12 protein-coding genes are annotated in these 15,222 nt (G+C 69.0%); 9 read left to right on the top strand and 3 right to left on the bottom strand.

All coding sequences use genetic code 11. From position 1 onward, the window contains the following. Positions 1–53: 53 nt before the first annotated feature. Positions 54–611, bottom strand: a complete 558-nt coding sequence (locus GTY47_RS38780; RefSeq protein ID WP_010042373.1) for a hypothetical protein — start codon at positions 609–611, stop codon at positions 54–56. 499 nt (positions 612–1,110) lie between these two features. Between GTY47_RS38780 and GTY47_RS38775 the strand changes: the two genes are divergently transcribed. From GTY47_RS38775 to GTY47_RS38740, 8 genes are all read left to right on the top strand, one after another. After that, a complete protein-coding gene (locus GTY47_RS38775; RefSeq protein WP_010042370.1) occupies positions 1,111–2,274 on the top strand; it encodes a mandelate racemase/muconate lactonizing enzyme family protein in 1,164 nt (387 codons plus the stop codon). A gap of 61 nt (positions 2,275–2,335) precedes the next feature. After that, positions 2,336–3,340: an alcohol dehydrogenase catalytic domain-containing protein gene (locus tag GTY47_RS38770; RefSeq protein WP_010042368.1), complete on the top strand. Its 1,005-nt coding sequence runs from the start codon at positions 2,336–2,338 to the stop codon at positions 3,338–3,340. 111 nt (positions 3,341–3,451) lie between these two features. Continuing rightward, positions 3,452–4,420: a hypothetical protein gene (locus tag GTY47_RS38765; protein ID WP_010042363.1), complete on the top strand. Its 969-nt coding sequence runs from the start codon at positions 3,452–3,454 to the stop codon at positions 4,418–4,420. A 133-nt stretch (positions 4,421–4,553) separates the two neighbouring features. Beyond that, positions 4,554–5,675 carry a multiple monosaccharide ABC transporter substrate-binding protein gene (chvE, locus tag GTY47_RS38760; protein ID WP_010042360.1) on the top strand — a complete coding sequence of 374 codons (1,122 nt, stop codon included), beginning with the start codon at positions 4,554–4,556 and terminating at the stop codon, positions 5,673–5,675. A gap of 44 nt (positions 5,676–5,719) precedes the next feature. After that, a complete protein-coding gene (gene mmsA, locus GTY47_RS38755; protein ID WP_010042358.1) occupies positions 5,720–7,270 on the top strand; it encodes a multiple monosaccharide ABC transporter ATP-binding protein in 1,551 nt (516 codons plus the stop codon). After that, positions 7,267–8,511 (top strand): multiple monosaccharide ABC transporter permease, encoded by a 1,245-nt coding sequence (gene mmsB / locus GTY47_RS38750; RefSeq protein ID WP_010042357.1) that lies wholly within the window; start codon positions 7,267–7,269, stop codon positions 8,509–8,511. Before mmsA ends, mmsB begins: the two co-directional genes overlap by 4 nt. A 55-nt stretch (positions 8,512–8,566) precedes the next feature. After that, positions 8,567–9,715, top strand: coding sequence for an aldose epimerase family protein (locus tag GTY47_RS38745; protein WP_010042356.1), 1,149 nt, complete (start codon positions 8,567–8,569; stop codon positions 9,713–9,715). A 162-nt stretch (positions 9,716–9,877) separates the two neighbouring features. Further along, positions 9,878–11,635, top strand: a complete 1,758-nt coding sequence (locus GTY47_RS38740) for a histidinol-phosphate transaminase (RefSeq protein WP_010042354.1) — start codon at positions 9,878–9,880, stop codon at positions 11,633–11,635. A 74-nt stretch (positions 11,636–11,709) separates the two neighbouring features. On the opposite strand, the gene GTY47_RS38735 is transcribed toward GTY47_RS38740, so the two are convergent. Further along, on the bottom strand, positions 11,710–13,146 hold the full coding sequence (locus GTY47_RS38735) for a family 43 glycosylhydrolase (RefSeq protein ID WP_010042353.1): 1,437 nt from the start codon (positions 13,144–13,146) through the stop codon (positions 11,710–11,712). Next, the gene (locus tag GTY47_RS38730) at positions 13,128–14,108 is read right to left on the bottom strand and encodes an arabinan endo-1,5-alpha-L-arabinosidase (protein WP_010042351.1); all 981 of its coding nucleotides are present in this window, start codon (positions 14,106–14,108) and stop codon (positions 13,128–13,130) included. The genes GTY47_RS38735 and GTY47_RS38730 overlap by 19 nt, the downstream gene beginning before the upstream one ends. Before the next feature lie 372 nt (positions 14,109–14,480). On the opposite strand from GTY47_RS38730, the gene GTY47_RS38725 reads away from it, so the two are divergent. Beyond that, positions 14,481–15,212 (top strand): alpha/beta hydrolase, encoded by a 732-nt coding sequence (locus tag GTY47_RS38725; RefSeq protein ID WP_010042349.1) that lies wholly within the window; start codon positions 14,481–14,483, stop codon positions 15,210–15,212. The last annotated feature ends 10 nt before the right edge of the window (positions 15,213–15,222 follow it).

The following is a 15,222-nucleotide window of genomic DNA, read 5'->3' as shown; positions in this document are numbered from 1 at the left end:
CCGAGGACGGACACCCCCCGGCGCGGCCCCGCCCCACCCCCGCCGCGTAGGCGCTACGCGCACCACCACAGGAAGCGGTTGCAGGTTTCCGAGGGGGACGGTTCCGGGGCCGGGGGCGGGGTCGTCGGGTCCGTGGTTCGGGTGGGGGCCGGGGCCGGCTGGGCGGCCGTAGGGGCCGCGGTCGGGCGGTTGGGGGACGTGTCCGCCGAGGTCGAGTCGGAATCCTTCGGCGTCTCGTCGTCCTTCGCGTCCTTGGACTTGTCCGGCTTCGGGGACTTGGAAGCCGACGGTGAGTCAGACGCGTCCGGCGAAGGGGACCCTGACGCCCTCTCAGCCCCGGAGCCCGTGCCCTGGCCGCCCGTCTCGCCCGTCTCGCCCGCCTCGGTCGACGCGTCGCCGTCCGCCGACTCACCCCCCGCCGCCGCCGGCTTCGGTGTCGACTTCGGTGCGTCCATGCCGAGCTCCGCGAGACTCAGCCCACCCGCCGCCAGCACGAACCCCGCCGCGACGAACAGCGTCCGGCGCCGCCGCCGACGATGCGCCGCGGCCTTCCGGTCCCGCCGGCTCGTCCCACCACCCGGGCCCTCGCCGACCGGTCCGTGCTCACCCACCCGTCCACGTCCACGCCGCCGAGCAGCACGCCCCAACGGCTCACCGTCGCCGTCGCGTTCTTCATCGAACCCGTCCGGATCATCCGGCTGAGCGGACCCGTCGGGCACGCCCTCCCCGCTCTCGGGAACGCCCTCAGGAACGGCGTCGTACCCGCCGTACTCCGGCTCACGCCAGCGCAGCACATCGGCTGGGGTGCCGCACCCCGGGCAGGCGAGCGCGCCGTTGAGGTGCCGTCGGCACGGGTCGCAGTAGTCCATGACGCGGGAAGATTAAGTTCCCCGCCGGTCACGTTCCTAGATCCAGCTGTGAAGGTTCTGTAGGGACACGCCGCCCCCATGGTTTCGAAACTGTCGAAACCGTTATGCGCGCGACCCATTGACACCCCCACCGCCCCGTCCTTACTGTCACGCCAGCATTTCGAACGTGTGCCGAAATATCGAACACGTCGAACTGAATGACTGACGAACCGAGCCGACGAAGCTGCGAGGGAAAACCGCCGTGCGCATCACCGGAATCAGCACACACGTGGTCGGGACGCCGTGGCGCAACCTGACGTACGTCCAGGTGCACACCGACGAGGGGATCACCGGAGTCGGCGAGACCCGGATGCTGGGACACACCGACGCCCTTCTCGGTTACCTGAAGGAGGCTGAGGTCAACCACATTCTCGGCTCCGACCCCTTCGCTGTCGAGGACCTCGTCAAGCGGATGAAGTACGGCGACTACGGCCGCGCCGGCGAGATCGTGATGTCCGGCATCGCCGTGATCGAGATGGCCTGCTGGGACATCAAGGGCAAGGCCCTCGGCGTCCCCGTCTGGCAGCTGCTGGGGGGCAAGGTCACCGACAAGGTCAAGGCGTACGCCAACGGGTGGTACACCACGGAGCGCACCCCGGAGGCGTACCACAAGGCGGCCCAGGGGGTCATGGAGCGGGGCTACCGGGCGCTCAAGATCGACCCCTTCGGCACCGGGCACTTCGAGCTGGACCACAAGGACACCCTGTACGCCGTCTCCCTGATCGAGGCGGTCCGGGACGCCATCGGCCCCGAGGCCGAGCTGATGCTGGAGATGCACGGCCGCTTCTCCCCCGCCACGGCCGTACGCCTGGCCAAGGAGCTCGCGCCGTTCAAGCCGGCGTGGCTGGAGGAGCCGGTCCCGCCGGAGAACCTCAAGGCCCTGGAGAAGGTGGCCGCCAAGGTCGACATGCCGGTAGCGACCGGTGAGCGCATCCACGACCGGATCGAGTTCCGCGAGCTCTTCGAGAGCCAGGCCGTGGACATCATCCAGCCGGACGTCGGCCATATCGGTGGAATCTGGGAGACCAGGAAGCTCGCGGCGACGGCCGAGACCCACTACATGCTGGTGGCCCCGCACAACGTCGGCGGCTCGGTCCTGACCGCCGCATCGCTCCAGGTCGGCTTCACCTCCCCGAACTTCAAGATCCTTGAGCACTTCAACGACTTCGCCGACGCTGAGATCAAGAAGGTGATCAAGGGCGCCCCGCAGGTGAACCCGGAGGACGGCTGCTTCCACCTCTCGGACGCCCCGGGTCTGGGCGTGGAGCTGGACGTCGACGCCGCCGCCGAGTTCCCGCAGCAGCAGGCCCGCTTCGACCTCTGGGCGGACGGCTGGGAGCAGCGCAAGCCCAAGGGCACGCAGTGACCCTCCGGTCCCCGGAAACCCGGAACCGGCAACCGAAAGCTTCGAAACCCGGAGGAGCGACGTGAGCACCGCGGTAGTGATCGACGCCCCGGGCGAGCACCGCCTCGTCCCGCACGAGCCCCGGCGGCCCGAGGCCGGCGAGGCACTGGTGCGCGTCCACGCCTCCGGCATCTGCGGCAGCGACCGCGAGGTCTACCAGGGCAACCGCCCCGAGGGCTACGTGCGCTACCCGCTCACCCCGGGCCACGAGTGGTCCGGGACCGTCGAGGCGGTGGGCGCCGGTGTCCCCGAGTCCCTCGTCGGCCGCAAGGTCGTCGGTGAGGGCTTCCGCAACTGCCAGGTCTGCGACCGCTGCCACGCGGGCGACACGACCCTGTGCACGGCCGGTTATGAGGAGACCGGGTTCACCCAGCCGGGCGCGATGGCGGCCACGCTGACGCTCCCCGCCCGTCTCCTGCACGCCCTCCCGGACGACTGCGACCTCACGGCCGCGGCCCTCCTGGAGCCCGCCGCCTGTATTGCGGCGGCCGCGCTGAAGGGGAACGCACAGCCCGGCGAGCGCGTCGCGGTGGTCGGCACCGGCACCCTCGGCATGTTCGCCGTGCAGTTCCTGAAGGCGAACTCGCCGGCCGAGCTGCTGGTCGTCGGCACCCGCCGGGACCGCGAGGCGCTGTCGCGGCAGTACGGCGCGACGGACTTCCGGACGAAGGACCAGGATCTCCCGGACGACTTCGACGTGGTGATCGAGACGGCCGGCTCCGCGGACGCCGCCAGGATCTCCGCCGCCCTGCTCCGACGCGGCGGCCGGCTGGTCCTGACCGGTATCCCGGCGCCGGGTGCCGACGGTCTCGACCCGACCGATCTCGTCGTACGGCAACTGGAGGTGCACACCGTCTTCGGTGCTCCGCCGGACGCCTGGGCGCACACGGTGCGGGTGTTCGCGGCCGGTCTGCTCGACCCACTGCCGCTGGTGACGCACGAGCTGCCGCTCGCCGACTTCTCGCAGGCCATCGAGCTGGTGGGAGCCGGTGATCCGAAGGTGGGCAAGGTGTTGCTCCGCCCCTAGACGTACGCCGGTACGGGGGCAACCTGACGGCTCCCGTACCGGCGTACACCCAGCCTTGCCCTACCCAGAGCCGCGAACCTCGTCCGAAATATCGAACCGAAGGACTTTCCTGTGACCGACGCTTCCGCCACGGCAGCCCGTAGGCCCGGTGAGCAGGCGCTCACCACGCTGGGCCTGAGCGCGCCCGCCCTCGACCCCGCCGACGCCTCGCCGCACTCCTTCCCCGGCGGCGGCCGCTGGCGCACCGAGATCCCCTCGTGCGAGGGTCCCGAGGCGCTGGCGGTGGTCCTGAAGGAGGCCTCGCGGCTGGACGTGCCGATCCACCGGATCAGCCAGGGCAGCGGCGTGTGGATGCTGACCGACGCCGAGATCACCGAGATGGTCGAGGCGACGGCCGAACGCGACATCGAGCTCTGCCTGTTCACCGGCCCGCGCGGCACGTGGGACATCGGCGGCTCCACGCGTACCGACTCGCGTGGCGGGGGCCTCAGAGCCCGCGGCCACGACGCCGTCGCCGGCTGCGTCGAAGACGCCGTGCGGGCCACGGAGTTGGGCGTCAAGTGCCTGCTCGTCGCCGACGAGGGCGTGCTGTGGACGCTGCACCGGGCGCGCGCGGCCGGCATCATCCCGGCCGACACGACCCTCAAGGTGAGTGCGCTCATCGGGCCCGTCAACCCGGCGGCGTACGCGGTGTACGAGCGCCTCGGCGCCGACTCCGTCAACGTGCCGAGCGACCTGACGCTCGATCACCTCACCGAGATCCGCCGGGTTTCCGGCGCTCCGATGGACATGTACATCGAGGCCCCCGACGACCTCGGCGGCTACGTCCGGATGTACGAGGTCGCCGAGCTCATCCGGCGCGGCGCACCGCTCTACCTGAAGTTCGGCCTGTCGAAGGCGCCCGGGATCTACCCCTACGGGCACCACATGCGCGAACTCACCCTGGCCACGGCCAAGGAACGCGTGCGGCGGGGCCGGCTCGCCCTGGACCTCCTGGCCCGCCACGGCGCCGACGGCGACATGGCGCCGCTCGGGTCGCGACTGCCGGGCGATCTGCAACGGTTCGAAATCTCGGCATAACGTTCCGGAAACTCAGCTTCACAAAAGAAGACACAGCCGACCACAATCCCACACATCTCTTCTCGGTCTTTCCGGCACGACCACCCGGAGCGACTTCGCGCCTCCCAGACCGAGCCCTGCACACAGATCAAGGATGATCATCATGCGTAACCGCAGAGCCGCTCTCGCCGCCATAGCCGGAGCCGCGTCCCTCGCCCTGACCCTGTCCGCCTGCGGCCAGAGCGGCGAGGGCGGCAGCAAGGAGGGCGCGGGAGACGCCAAGGGAGGCACCATCGGCGTCGCGATGCCGACCAAGTCCTCCGAGCGCTGGATCCTCGACGGCGACTACGTCAAGAAGAACCTGGAAGCCAAGGGCTACAAGGCCAAGCTGGTCTACGGCGAGGACGACCCGGACCAGCAGGTCTCCCAGGTCGAGAACCTGATCACGCAGGGCGTCAAGGCGCTGATCATCGCGGCCATCGACAACAAGTCGATGAACAACGTGCTCCAGCAGGCCAAGGACGCCAACATCCCGGTCATCTCCTACGACCGCCTGATCCTCGGCACGAAGGACGTCGACTACTACGCCTCCTTCGACAACGAGAAGGTCGGCGAGCTCCAGGGCAGCTACATCGTCGAGAAGCTCGGCCTGAAGGACGGCTCCAAGAAGGGCCCCTTCAACATCGAGCTGTTCGCCGGCTCCAACGACGACAACAACACCCGCTACTTCTTCGGCGGCGCGATGAAGGTCCTGCAGCCGTACATCGACAAGAAGCAGCTCGTCGTCCGCTCCGGCCAGACCAAGCTCAACCAGGTCACCACGCTGCGCTGGGACGGCGGCACCGCCCAGAAGCGCATGGACGACATCCTGACCTCGGCCTACAAGACCGAGCGCGTCGACGCCGTCCTCTCCCCCTACGACGGCATCTCCATCGGCATCCTCTCCGCGCTGAAGTCCGACGACTACGGCTCCAAGAGCAAGCCGCTGCCGGTCGTCACCGGCCAGGACGCCGAGGTCGCCTCCCTGAAGTCGATCGAAGCGGGCCAGCAGACCCAGACCGTCTTCAAGGACACCCGCGAACTCGCCAAGGTGGCCACGGACATGGTCGACGCGGCGCTGAACGACAGGAAGCCGGAGCTCAACGACACCAAGACCTACGACAACGGCGTGAAGGTCGTGCCCGCGTACCTGCTGAAGCCCGTGAGCGTCGACAAGGCCAACTACCAGAAGGTCGTCATCGACTCCGGCTACCACACGGCAGCCGATCTCAAGTAGTCCCCGCCACCGACCGACGACACCACTGATTGGAAGGCACGACCATGGCGGGACCCGTCCTGGAAATGCGCTCGATCGTCAAGACCTTTCCCGGCGTCAAAGCGCTGTCGGACGTCACCCTGACCGTCCGGCAGGGCGAGGTCCACGCCATCTGCGGAGAGAACGGCGCCGGCAAGTCGACCCTGATGAAGGTCCTCTCCGGCGTCCATCCGCACGGCACCTACGAGGGAGACATCCTCTTCGAGGGAGAGCTCTGCCAGTTCAAGGACATCCGGGCCAGCGAAGAGCGCGGCATCGTGATCATCCACCAGGAACTGGCCCTGGTGCCCTACCTCTCCCTCGCGGAGAACATCTTCCTCGGCAACGAGCACGCCACGCGGGGGATCATCAGCTGGACCGAGACGCTGCGGCACGCCACGGAACTGCTGCGCCGGGTCGGTCTCTCCGACCACCCGGACACCCGCGTCGCCGACATCGGCGTGGGCAAGCAGCAGCTCGTGGAGATCGCGAAGGCCCTGTCGAAGAAGGTGAAGCTGCTCATCCTGGATGAGCCGACCGCGGCCCTGAACGACGAGGACAGCGACAAACTCCTCGATCTGATCCTGGAGTTGAAGAAGCAGGGCATCACCTCCATCATCATCTCCCACAAGCTCAACGAGATCCGGAAGGTCGCCGACTCGGTGACGATCCTCCGCGACGGCCAGACCATCGAGACCCTCGATGTGAAGGCCCCGGAGACCACCGAGGACCGGATCATCAGCGGCATGGTCGGCCGCGACCTGGAGCACCGCTTCCCGGAGCGGTCGCCGCACGAGCCCGAGGAGGGCGTGGCGCCCGCCCTGGAGATCCGGGGCTGGACCGTGTTCCACCCGATCGACCAGCAGCGCAAGGTCGTCGACGACGTCTCCCTCCAGGTGCGGCGCGGCGAGATCGTCGGCATCGCGGGCCTGATGGGCGCCGGCCGCACCGAGCTCGCGATGAGCGTCTTCGGGCGGACGTACGGCCGGTACGCGGGCGGCACGGTCCTCAAGGACGGCACGGAGATCCGTACGAAGTCCGTCCCCGAGGCGGTCAAGCACGGGATCGCGTACGTCACCGAGGACCGCAAGCACTACGGCCTCAACCTCATCGACACCATCAACCGGAACATCTCGCTGACCGCCCTGGGCAAGGTCGCCAAGCGCGGTGTGGTCGACGAGCACGAGGAGCGGCAGGTCGCCGAGGGCTTCCGCAAGTCCATGAACATCAAGGCGCCGACCGTCTTCGAGCCGGTGGGGAAACTGTCCGGCGGCAACCAGCAGAAGGTCGTCCTCAGCAAGTGGATCTTCTCGGGCCCGGACGTGCTGATCCTGGACGAGCCGACGCGCGGCATCGACGTCGGTGCCAAGTACGAGATCTACACGGTCATCGACCAGCTGGCCGCCCAGGGCAAGGCGGTCGTCTTCATCTCCTCCGAGCTGCCCGAACTGCTCGGCATGTGCGACCGCATCTACACGATGGCCGCGGGGCGGCTGACCGGTGAGTTCTCGCGGGCCGAGGCCTCCCAGGAATCGCTGATGCGTCAGATGACGAAGGACAAAGAGGTAACCCGATGAGCACGGACGTGACCGCCAAGACGCCGGCCCCCGCGCCGCCCGGCAAGGGAGGGGCGGCCACCGGCGACGGACTCCTGCAGCTGGTGCTGGACGGCATGCGGCGCAACATGCGCCAGTACGGCATGCTGATCGCGCTCGGCCTGATCGTGGCGCTGTTCGCCGTGTGGACCGACGGCGACCTGCTGCTGCCGCGCAACGTCTCCAACCTGGTCCTCCAGAACAGCTACATCCTGATCCTCGCGATCGGCATGATGCTGGTCATCATCGCGGGCCACATCGACCTGTCGGTCGGCTCGCTGACGGCGTTCGTGGGCTCGATGGCCGCCGTGTTCATGGTCAAACAGGACCTTCCCTGGCCGCTCGCCGTGGTGCTGTGCCTGGCGGTGGGCGCGGTCGCGGGTGCCATCCAAGGGTTCTTCATCGCGTACGGCGGCATACCGTCGTTCATCGTGACCCTGGCGGGCATGCTGATCTTCCGCGGTCTGACGGAGATCTTCCTGGAGGGCCAGACCCTGGGTCCGTTCCCGGACGGGCTGCAGAAGGTGGCCAACGGGTTCCTGCCCGAGGTCGGCCCGAACACCAACTACCACAACCTCACGCTGCTGCTGGGCTTCGCGATGATCGCCTTCGTGATCTTCCAGGAGGTCCGGGACCGCAAGCGGCAGCAGGAGTTCAACCTGGAGGTCCCGCCCACCAAGCTGTTCCTGCTGAAGCTGGTCGCGATCTCCGCCGCCGTGCTGACGCTGACCATGCTGCTGGCCAGCTACAAGGGCGCCCCGATCGTGCTGCTCATCCTCGGCGTGCTGCTCGTCGGCTTCGGCTACGTCATGCGCAACGCCATCGTCGGCCGCCACATCTACGCGATCGGCGGCAACCTGCCCGCGGCCAAGCTGTCGGGTGTGAAGGACAAGAAGGTCACCTTCCTGGTCTTCCTGAACATGGGCATGCTCGCGGCCCTGGCGGGTCTGGTCTTCGCCGCCCGCTTCAACGCGGCCTCTCCCAAGGCCGGCCTCAACTTCGAGCTGGAGGCGATCGCTGCCTCGTTCATCGGCGGTGCGTCGATGAGCGGCGGTGTCGGCACCGTCCTCGGCGCGATCATCGGTGGCCTGGTCCTGGGCGTGCTGAACAACGGTATGAACCTCGTCGGCATCGGCACCGACTGGCAGCAGGTCATCAAGGGCCTGGTGCTCCTGGCGGCGGTCGGGTTCGACGTGTGGAACAAGCGCAAGGTCGGTTCGTAAGTCACCTGGGCCCCGCCGGAAGGCGGGGCCCACTCCTTATGCGGGAGCCGCACACATGGAACTGAACAGACGCACGGTCATCGCGGGAGCCGCGGCGGCGGGAATGGCCGCCACCACGCTCGGCGGCACGGCGCACGCCACGGGAGGCAGGAAGCCGGTGAAGACGCTCTTCGGCAAGCTCGCCGACGGCACCAAGATCTACAGCTGGTCGCTGGAGAACGGCGGCACCCGCCTGAAGGTCCTCTCCTACGGCGGCATCGTCCAGTCCCTGGAGATCCCCGACCGCCGCGGCCGCTACGCCAACGTCAGCGCGGGCTTCGACAACATCGAGGACTACGTCGCCAAGAGCCCGTACTTCGGCGCTCTGATCGGTCGCTACGGCAACCGCATCGGCAAGGGCAAGTTCACCCTCGACGGCAAGAACTACCAGCTGTCCGTCAACGACGGCGAGCAGAGCCTGCACGGCGGCGCCAAGGGCTTCGACAAGCGCGTGTGGGACATCGAGCCGTTCACCAAGGGCTCCGACGTCGGCCTGTACCTGTACTACACGAGCGTCGACGGCGAGATGGGCTACCCGGGCACGCTCAAGACGAAGGTGACGTACACGCTCACCCGGCACGGCGACTGGCGCATCGACTACGAGGCCACCACCGACAAGGCCACCGTCGTCAACCTCACCAGTCACGTCTACTGGAACCTGGCCGGCGAGGGCAGCGGCACGATCGAGGACCACGAGCTCCAGATCGCCGGCTCCCGCTACACGCCCACCGACTCGGGTCTGATCCCGACGGGCGAGCTGGCCAAGGTCGCGGGCACTCCCTTCGACTTCACCCGCGCCAAGGCGATCGGCCGGGACATCCGCACCTCGCACCCCCAGCTGGTCACCGCCAAGGGCTTCGACCACAACTGGGTCCTCGACAAGGGCATCACCGCCCGGCCGGAGCACGTCGCCACCCTGCGCGACCCCGCCTCCGGCCGCACCCTGAAGATCGCCACGAACGAGCCGGGCCTGCAGTTCTACTCCGGCAACTTCCTCGACGGCACGCTGACCGGCCCGTCCGGCCGCACCTACCGGCAGGGCGACGCGCTCTGCCTGGAGACGCAGCACTTCCCGGACTCGCCGAACAAGCCGTCGTTCCCGTCGACGGTGCTGCGGCCCGGGCAGACGTACCGGACGTCGACGATCCACACGTTCGGCTGCTGACAGGCCTTCACATCCAGGACACAAGTTCTGACCGGTTTCTCGACGGTTGAACGGTGTCACTGTGGCCTCCGTAATCAAGGGCGGCCCGTGCTCCCCCGCGCGGGCCGCCCTTAAACGTCGGGTCCGGCCGTCCCCAACGGACCCGCCCTATACGGAGGTTCCATGGCCGACAACGTCACGTCGCTGTTCCGCAGCACCGCGGCGCACAGCCCGTCGATGGCGGCGTTGACACGTGAGGGCGGCGACGGCGCGGGTCCGGTGGACTTCTGTATCCCCTGCAACCCGTACTTCCCCACCCCGGCCATGTTCGACGACATGTCGGCCAGACTCCGCGACATCATCACGTACTACCCGAGCAGCGCCGACACCATCACGGCCGAGCTGTGCAGCCTGCTCCAGCTGCCACCGCAGTGCGTGGCGATGGGCAACGGCTCCACCGAGCTGATCACCTGGATCGACCACCTGCTCGTCCGCGAGTCCCTCGCCGTCCCCGTCCCCACCTTCGGCCGCTGGACGGACCAGCCGATGGAGACCGGCAAGCGGGTCGACATGTTCCCGCTCCAGGAGTCCAGCGGCTTCGCCCTCGACCTCGCGCAGTACGCCGAGTTCATCCGGGCCCGGGGCACTCGCGTCGCCGTCATCTGCAACCCCAACAACCCCGACGGGGGCTTCCTGCACAAGCACGCCATCGTCCAGTTCATGGACGCCATGGCCGACCTCGACCTGGTCGTCATCGACGAGTCGTTCCTGGAGTTCGCGGACGCCGAGGCCGAGCCGTCCGTCGTCCAGGAGGCGATGCTGCGGCCCAACGTCATCGTGCTGCGCAGCCTCGGCAAGAACTTCGGCCTGCACGGCATCCGCTTCGGCTACCTGGTCGCCAACCCCGCGCTCGCCGGGCGCGTCCGCTCCATGCTGCCCAAGTGGAACCTCAACTCCTTCGCCGAGCATGTCGTCTTCATGCTCAAGGAGCACGGCGCCGAGTACGCGCAGAGCCTCCAGCAGGTCCGGCGCGACCGGCTCGACATGGCCAGCCAGCTGTCCTCCCTGCCCGGGCTGACGGTCTACCCGTCGCAGGGCAACTTCCTCTTCGTGCGCCTCCCCGTGGGCGCCGAGGGCACCGTGGTCCGGGACCGGATGCTCACCGAGCACCGGATCCTGGTCCGCGAGTGCGGCAACAAGATCGGTTCGTCCAGCCGCTTCCTGCGTCTCGTCGTGCGCCCCCAGGTGGACGTGCGTCGCCTGGTGTCCGGCCTGGAACAGGTGCTCTACGGGACGTCCAGGAGGGGAGCCGCCGTACCCGAGCTGGGCAACGGGACCAGCTACAGCTCGGGTACGGCGGCAGTGGACCGTCTGGTGAGCGAGACCAACGGATCCGGCATGCGGGGCCTTGCCGCTCAGGCCACCGGCGGCGGCGCTCCGGCGCCCGCCGCCGCTCCGGCTGCCGCCGGCACCGGTATGCCGCTCCCCGCCGCCGCGTCCGCCGTGCCGGCGGGTGCGGGTGGCGGGATGCCGATGCCGGCGGCAGCACAGGTCGGGCAGATGGGGCAGGTTGGGCACTTCGGGCAGATGGGGCAGCAGCAGATGCCGCAGTCCGTCCCGCAGTCCGTGCCCCAGCCTGCCCCGCAGTCCGTCCCCCAGCCTGTGCCGCAGCCTGCCCCTCGGCCCGTGCCGCAGCCGGCGCCGGCGCCACAGCCCATGGCCGCGCCGGCCCCGCCGCTGGCCCCTGTGGCGCAGGCGCCCGTCCCGGCCCCGGCGCCGGTCCCTGCGGCCACCGGGCCCACGCCGCCGGGGGTTCCCGCGCGGGGTGGGTTGACGGCGGCGCAGGTCAGGGGGACGAATGGGCTCTCGCCCGCGCCCGCTACGGGGTGGCCGGGGGCGCAGGCCTGGCCCAATGCTGCGGGGATGGGGCAGGCCGGGTAGCCCCTCTCGCCGCAGGCAGTTGCCGTGAGTGGGCGGGCGCTCGCGCAGTTCCCCGCGCCCCTGGGGACGTCGTACTAGACCGGGTTCAACCTCCACTGTTGGCAGGCGTTGTTGAGCCAGGACCACTGGCGTACGTCCGCGCTGTCCGTCGTCGAGCAGTTGGCCACGTCTGCCACCTTGCCGGTGGCCTTGTTGACGATGCGGACGTAGCCACCGTCCGTGGCGACGAACTGGAAACGCTGGCAGGTGTTGTTCAGCCAGGACCACTGGCGCAGGTCCGCCCCGTCCGCGGAGGAGCAGTCGGCCGTGTCGAGGACCTTGCCGGTGGCGGCGTTCACCAGTCGGTGGGTGTCGTCGCCCAGGTCCTCCAAGCGCCAGCGCTGGTTGGCACCGCCGTTGCAGGTGTACTGCGCGACGTTGGTGCCGTCGGCCGACGAGCTGCCGGTGACCTCCAGGCACTTGCCGCTGTTGCGGTTGGTGACCGTGTAGGTCGTGGAGGCGGACGCCGGTTCACCGGACGGCCCGGGCAGGGAGGCCCCGAGCCGGACGGGCGTGCCGAAGTTCGGCGTGCCGTCGGAGTTCCAGGTGAACTTCTGGGCCCGGGTCGTACGGCCGTTGTCGCAGCCGTCGGAGGCGGAGTCGTTGGCGTGGTAGACGATCCAGCTCTCGCGGCCGTCGGGTGAGGTGAAGAAGCCGTTGTGGCCGGGCCCGTACACGCCGGCCGCGTCACTGCGCTGGAAGACGGGCGTGGACTTCTTCGTCCAGGAGGAGGCGGACAGCGGGTCGGAGCCGGTGAGCTCCAGTTGCCCGAGTTTGTAGTCGGGCGTCCAGCAGCCGCTCGCGGAGTAGATCAGGAAGGTCCGGCCGCCGCGTTGCAGCACCTCCGCGCCCTCGTTGACGGTGCCGCCCTGCCGCTCCCAGGCGTACGTCGGTGTCGAGATCGTCGAGTAGGAGCCGCTGACGGTGTACGGGTTGGCCATCGGGGCGATGACGAGATTCTGCGTACCGCCCGTGATCGCACTGCCCAGCATGTACAGCCTGCCGCCCACGTTCATCAGGCTCGGGTCCAGCATCCAGGCGGAGTTGAGCTGCCCCTTGTAGGTGTAGGGGCCCATGGGGTCGGAGCCGGCGCTCTCCAGCACGTGGCTGCGCTGCGTCGGGTTGTAGTCGGACACGTTCTGCCCGGCGACGTAGTACAGGTACCAGCGGCCGCCCACGAAGTGCAGCTCGGGTGCCCAGATGTTGCAGCACCGGGAGGCGGCGTCGCCCTTCCACACCTGCACGCTGGGGGCGGTGGAGAGCCCGGCGAGGGTGGCGGACTTGCGGATGGTGATGACGTCGGTCCAACTGGTCGTCACCAGGTAGTAGTTGCCGTCGTGGTAGGAGATCCAGGGGTCGGCGCCCTTGACGGACTTGACCGGGTTGGCGAACGAGGCGGCGCTCGCGGTGGGCCGGCCGAGGGTGAGGGCGAGCAGCAGGACGGCCAGCAGGGTCAGTAGGCGACGGGCCATCCGCTGCTCCAGTTCAGGAGGTTGACGCCGAGCTTGGGCGTGCCGTTGTCGTTGCCGTCGTAGTAGTGGTAGACGATCAGGTCGCCGTCGGTGTCCTTCAGGATCGACTGGCCGCCCGGTCCGATGATGCTGCCGTGCGACTCCAGGACGGGCGTGCCGCCGTTGTTCATCAGGTCGACGCCGTTCCTGTCGCGGTAGGGCCCGGTGACGCTGGAAGCGCGCCCGACCTTCACCTTGTACGTGGAACTGGTCCCGGCGCAGCAGGCGTCGTACGAGGCGAAGAGGTAGTAGTAGCCGCCCCGCTTGACGATGAAGGGCGCCTCGACGGCCTTGGTCCCGGTGGGGCGGGAGGCCAGCGAGTAGCGGGTGGTGCTGGAGGAGAGCTGCTTGCCGGTGGACGGGTTGATCTGGATCATCTTGATCCCCGTCCACCAGCTGCCGAAGGACAGCCACCACTTGCCGTCGTCGTTCACGAAGAGGTTCGGGTCGATGGCGTTGAAGTCGCTGGCGGAGTTCGACGTGTAGACCGTGCCCTGGTCGGTCCAGCTGCCCGGCTGGCCGGTGCTGGAGGTCGCGAGGCCGATGGCGGAGGTGTTCGAGCCGAACTTCGAGACGGAGTAGTACATCAGGTACTTGCCGCCGTGGTACGAGATGTCCGGCGCCCAGGCCTCCGGGACGGAGGAGTAGTTCCGCCACCAGCCGGGCCGGCTGGAGAAGGCGTCGGCGCCGTTTCTGAACGCGGTGCGGTCACTGCTGGTCTTGCTGGCGATGCCGCCGCCGGTCGCGTAGAGCAGGTACTGACCGGACGAGGTGCGGACCATCGACGGGTCGTGGGTGACGATGTCACCGGTGACCCGGCCGGGGTTGGGGTACGCGGACGCCGCACTCGGCATCAGGGCGAGCAGGGCTGCGGTGGGGAGGGCGAGCAGGGCGGTTCTCTTGCGCAGGATGGAGCGGCTCATACGGTCCTCCTTGCGGTGGGGGTGACAGCCGTCCGATATTCCGAACAGCGATCGCAAGTTCGAACGGACCGTAGAATCGAACCTCTTGCGCGTCAATGGTTCGCACAGCGAGAAACGCCGGCCCCGCTCGTCACCGCCGCCCACCGAACTCCGGGCTCGGGCCCGGCGGCCGACCTCGACTAGGCGAATGTGCGGGCGGCGGCGGGATCCGGCAGGTCGAGGATGTGGACGCTGCCGGTGAGGGCTTCCCCGCCACTGGAGGTCCATGGGGACAGACCCTTGCCCAGCGAGGGCAGCAGCTCAAGCGGCTTTCGGGTTCGGGGGGTCGGCGTAAGGTCGGTCCGGCAGGAGCGTCGTTCGATTCGGGGGATCATGACGGCAGTCGAGGGACAGCCCATCGTGTTCGTGCACGGGACGCGGTTCAGCGCCGGGCAGTGGAGCCCGCAGCTCGCCGCGCTCCGGGAGGAGTTCCCCGTGGCCGCCGTCGATCTGCCGGGGCACGGTTCCCGCTCCACCGAGGCCTGGAGCCTGAAGGCGGCCGCGGAGGTCATCGCCGACGCCGTGGACGCGCTCGGCTGCGGACCGGCCCTGGTCGTCGGGCACTCGCTCGGCGGGTACGCCTCGCTGGAGTTCGCACGGGTTCGCCCGGAGCTGTTGCGCGGGCTGGTGCTCGCGGGTGCCAGTGCCTCGACCCGTGGGGCGTGGGCGGTGCCGTACCGGTGGGTCGCCGGGCTCGTCCCGCGGCTGCCTGCGGATCGACTGGCGGGGTGGAACGACACGTTGTTGCGGCGGCTGTATCCGGCCGGGGTGGTCGAGGCCACCATCCGGTCCGGCTACGCCTTTCACACCCTCCCCGCCGCCTGGGGCGAGGTGCTGGGGCGTTTCGACGCGGGCGCGATGCGCCATGTGGCGGCTCCGGTGCTCATCCTGAACGGTGAGAAGGACCGCGTCTTCCGGTCCGGCGAGGCGGCGTTCGCCCGCGCGCATCCGCACGCCCGCGTCGAGCTGATCCCGAGAGCCGGGCACCTCGCGAACTTCGACGATCCGGTTGCCTTCAGCGATGCCGTGCGCCGCTTCGCCCGGCAGTTGGGCAACAGCGCATGATGGGGCGGCC

Origin of the sequence: Streptomyces sp. SID5464, from assembly GCF_009862985.1 — a bacterium.
Lineage (GTDB): Bacteria > Actinomycetota > Actinomycetes > Streptomycetales > Streptomycetaceae > Streptomyces > Streptomyces chartreusis_D.
Note: the sequence above shows the minus strand (reverse complement) of the source record. Positions and strands in the feature narration are given on the sequence as shown.

Excerpts from the sequence above, each read along its gene's own strand:
- GTY47_RS38735 (WP_010042353.1), bottom strand. The coding sequence starts at position 13,146 with ATGGCCCGTCGCCTACTGACCCTGCTGGCCGTCCTGCTGCTCGCCCTC.
- mmsA (WP_010042358.1), top strand. The coding sequence starts at position 5,720 with ATGGCGGGACCCGTCCTGGAAATGCGCTCGATCGTCAAGACCTTTCCC.
- GTY47_RS38740 (WP_010042354.1), top strand. The coding sequence starts at position 9,878 with ATGGCCGACAACGTCACGTCGCTGTTCCGCAGCACCGCGGCGCACAGC.
- GTY47_RS38725 (WP_010042349.1), top strand. The coding sequence starts at position 14,481 with ATGACGGCAGTCGAGGGACAGCCCATCGTGTTCGTGCACGGGACGCGG.
- chvE (WP_010042360.1), top strand. The coding sequence starts at position 4,554 with ATGATCATCATGCGTAACCGCAGAGCCGCTCTCGCCGCCATAGCCGGA.
- GTY47_RS38745 (WP_010042356.1), top strand. The coding sequence starts at position 8,567 with ATGGAACTGAACAGACGCACGGTCATCGCGGGAGCCGCGGCGGCGGGA.
- mmsB (WP_010042357.1), top strand. The coding sequence starts at position 7,267 with ATGAGCACGGACGTGACCGCCAAGACGCCGGCCCCCGCGCCGCCCGGC.
- GTY47_RS38730 (WP_010042351.1), bottom strand. The coding sequence starts at position 14,108 with ATGAGCCGCTCCATCCTGCGCAAGAGAACCGCCCTGCTCGCCCTCCCC.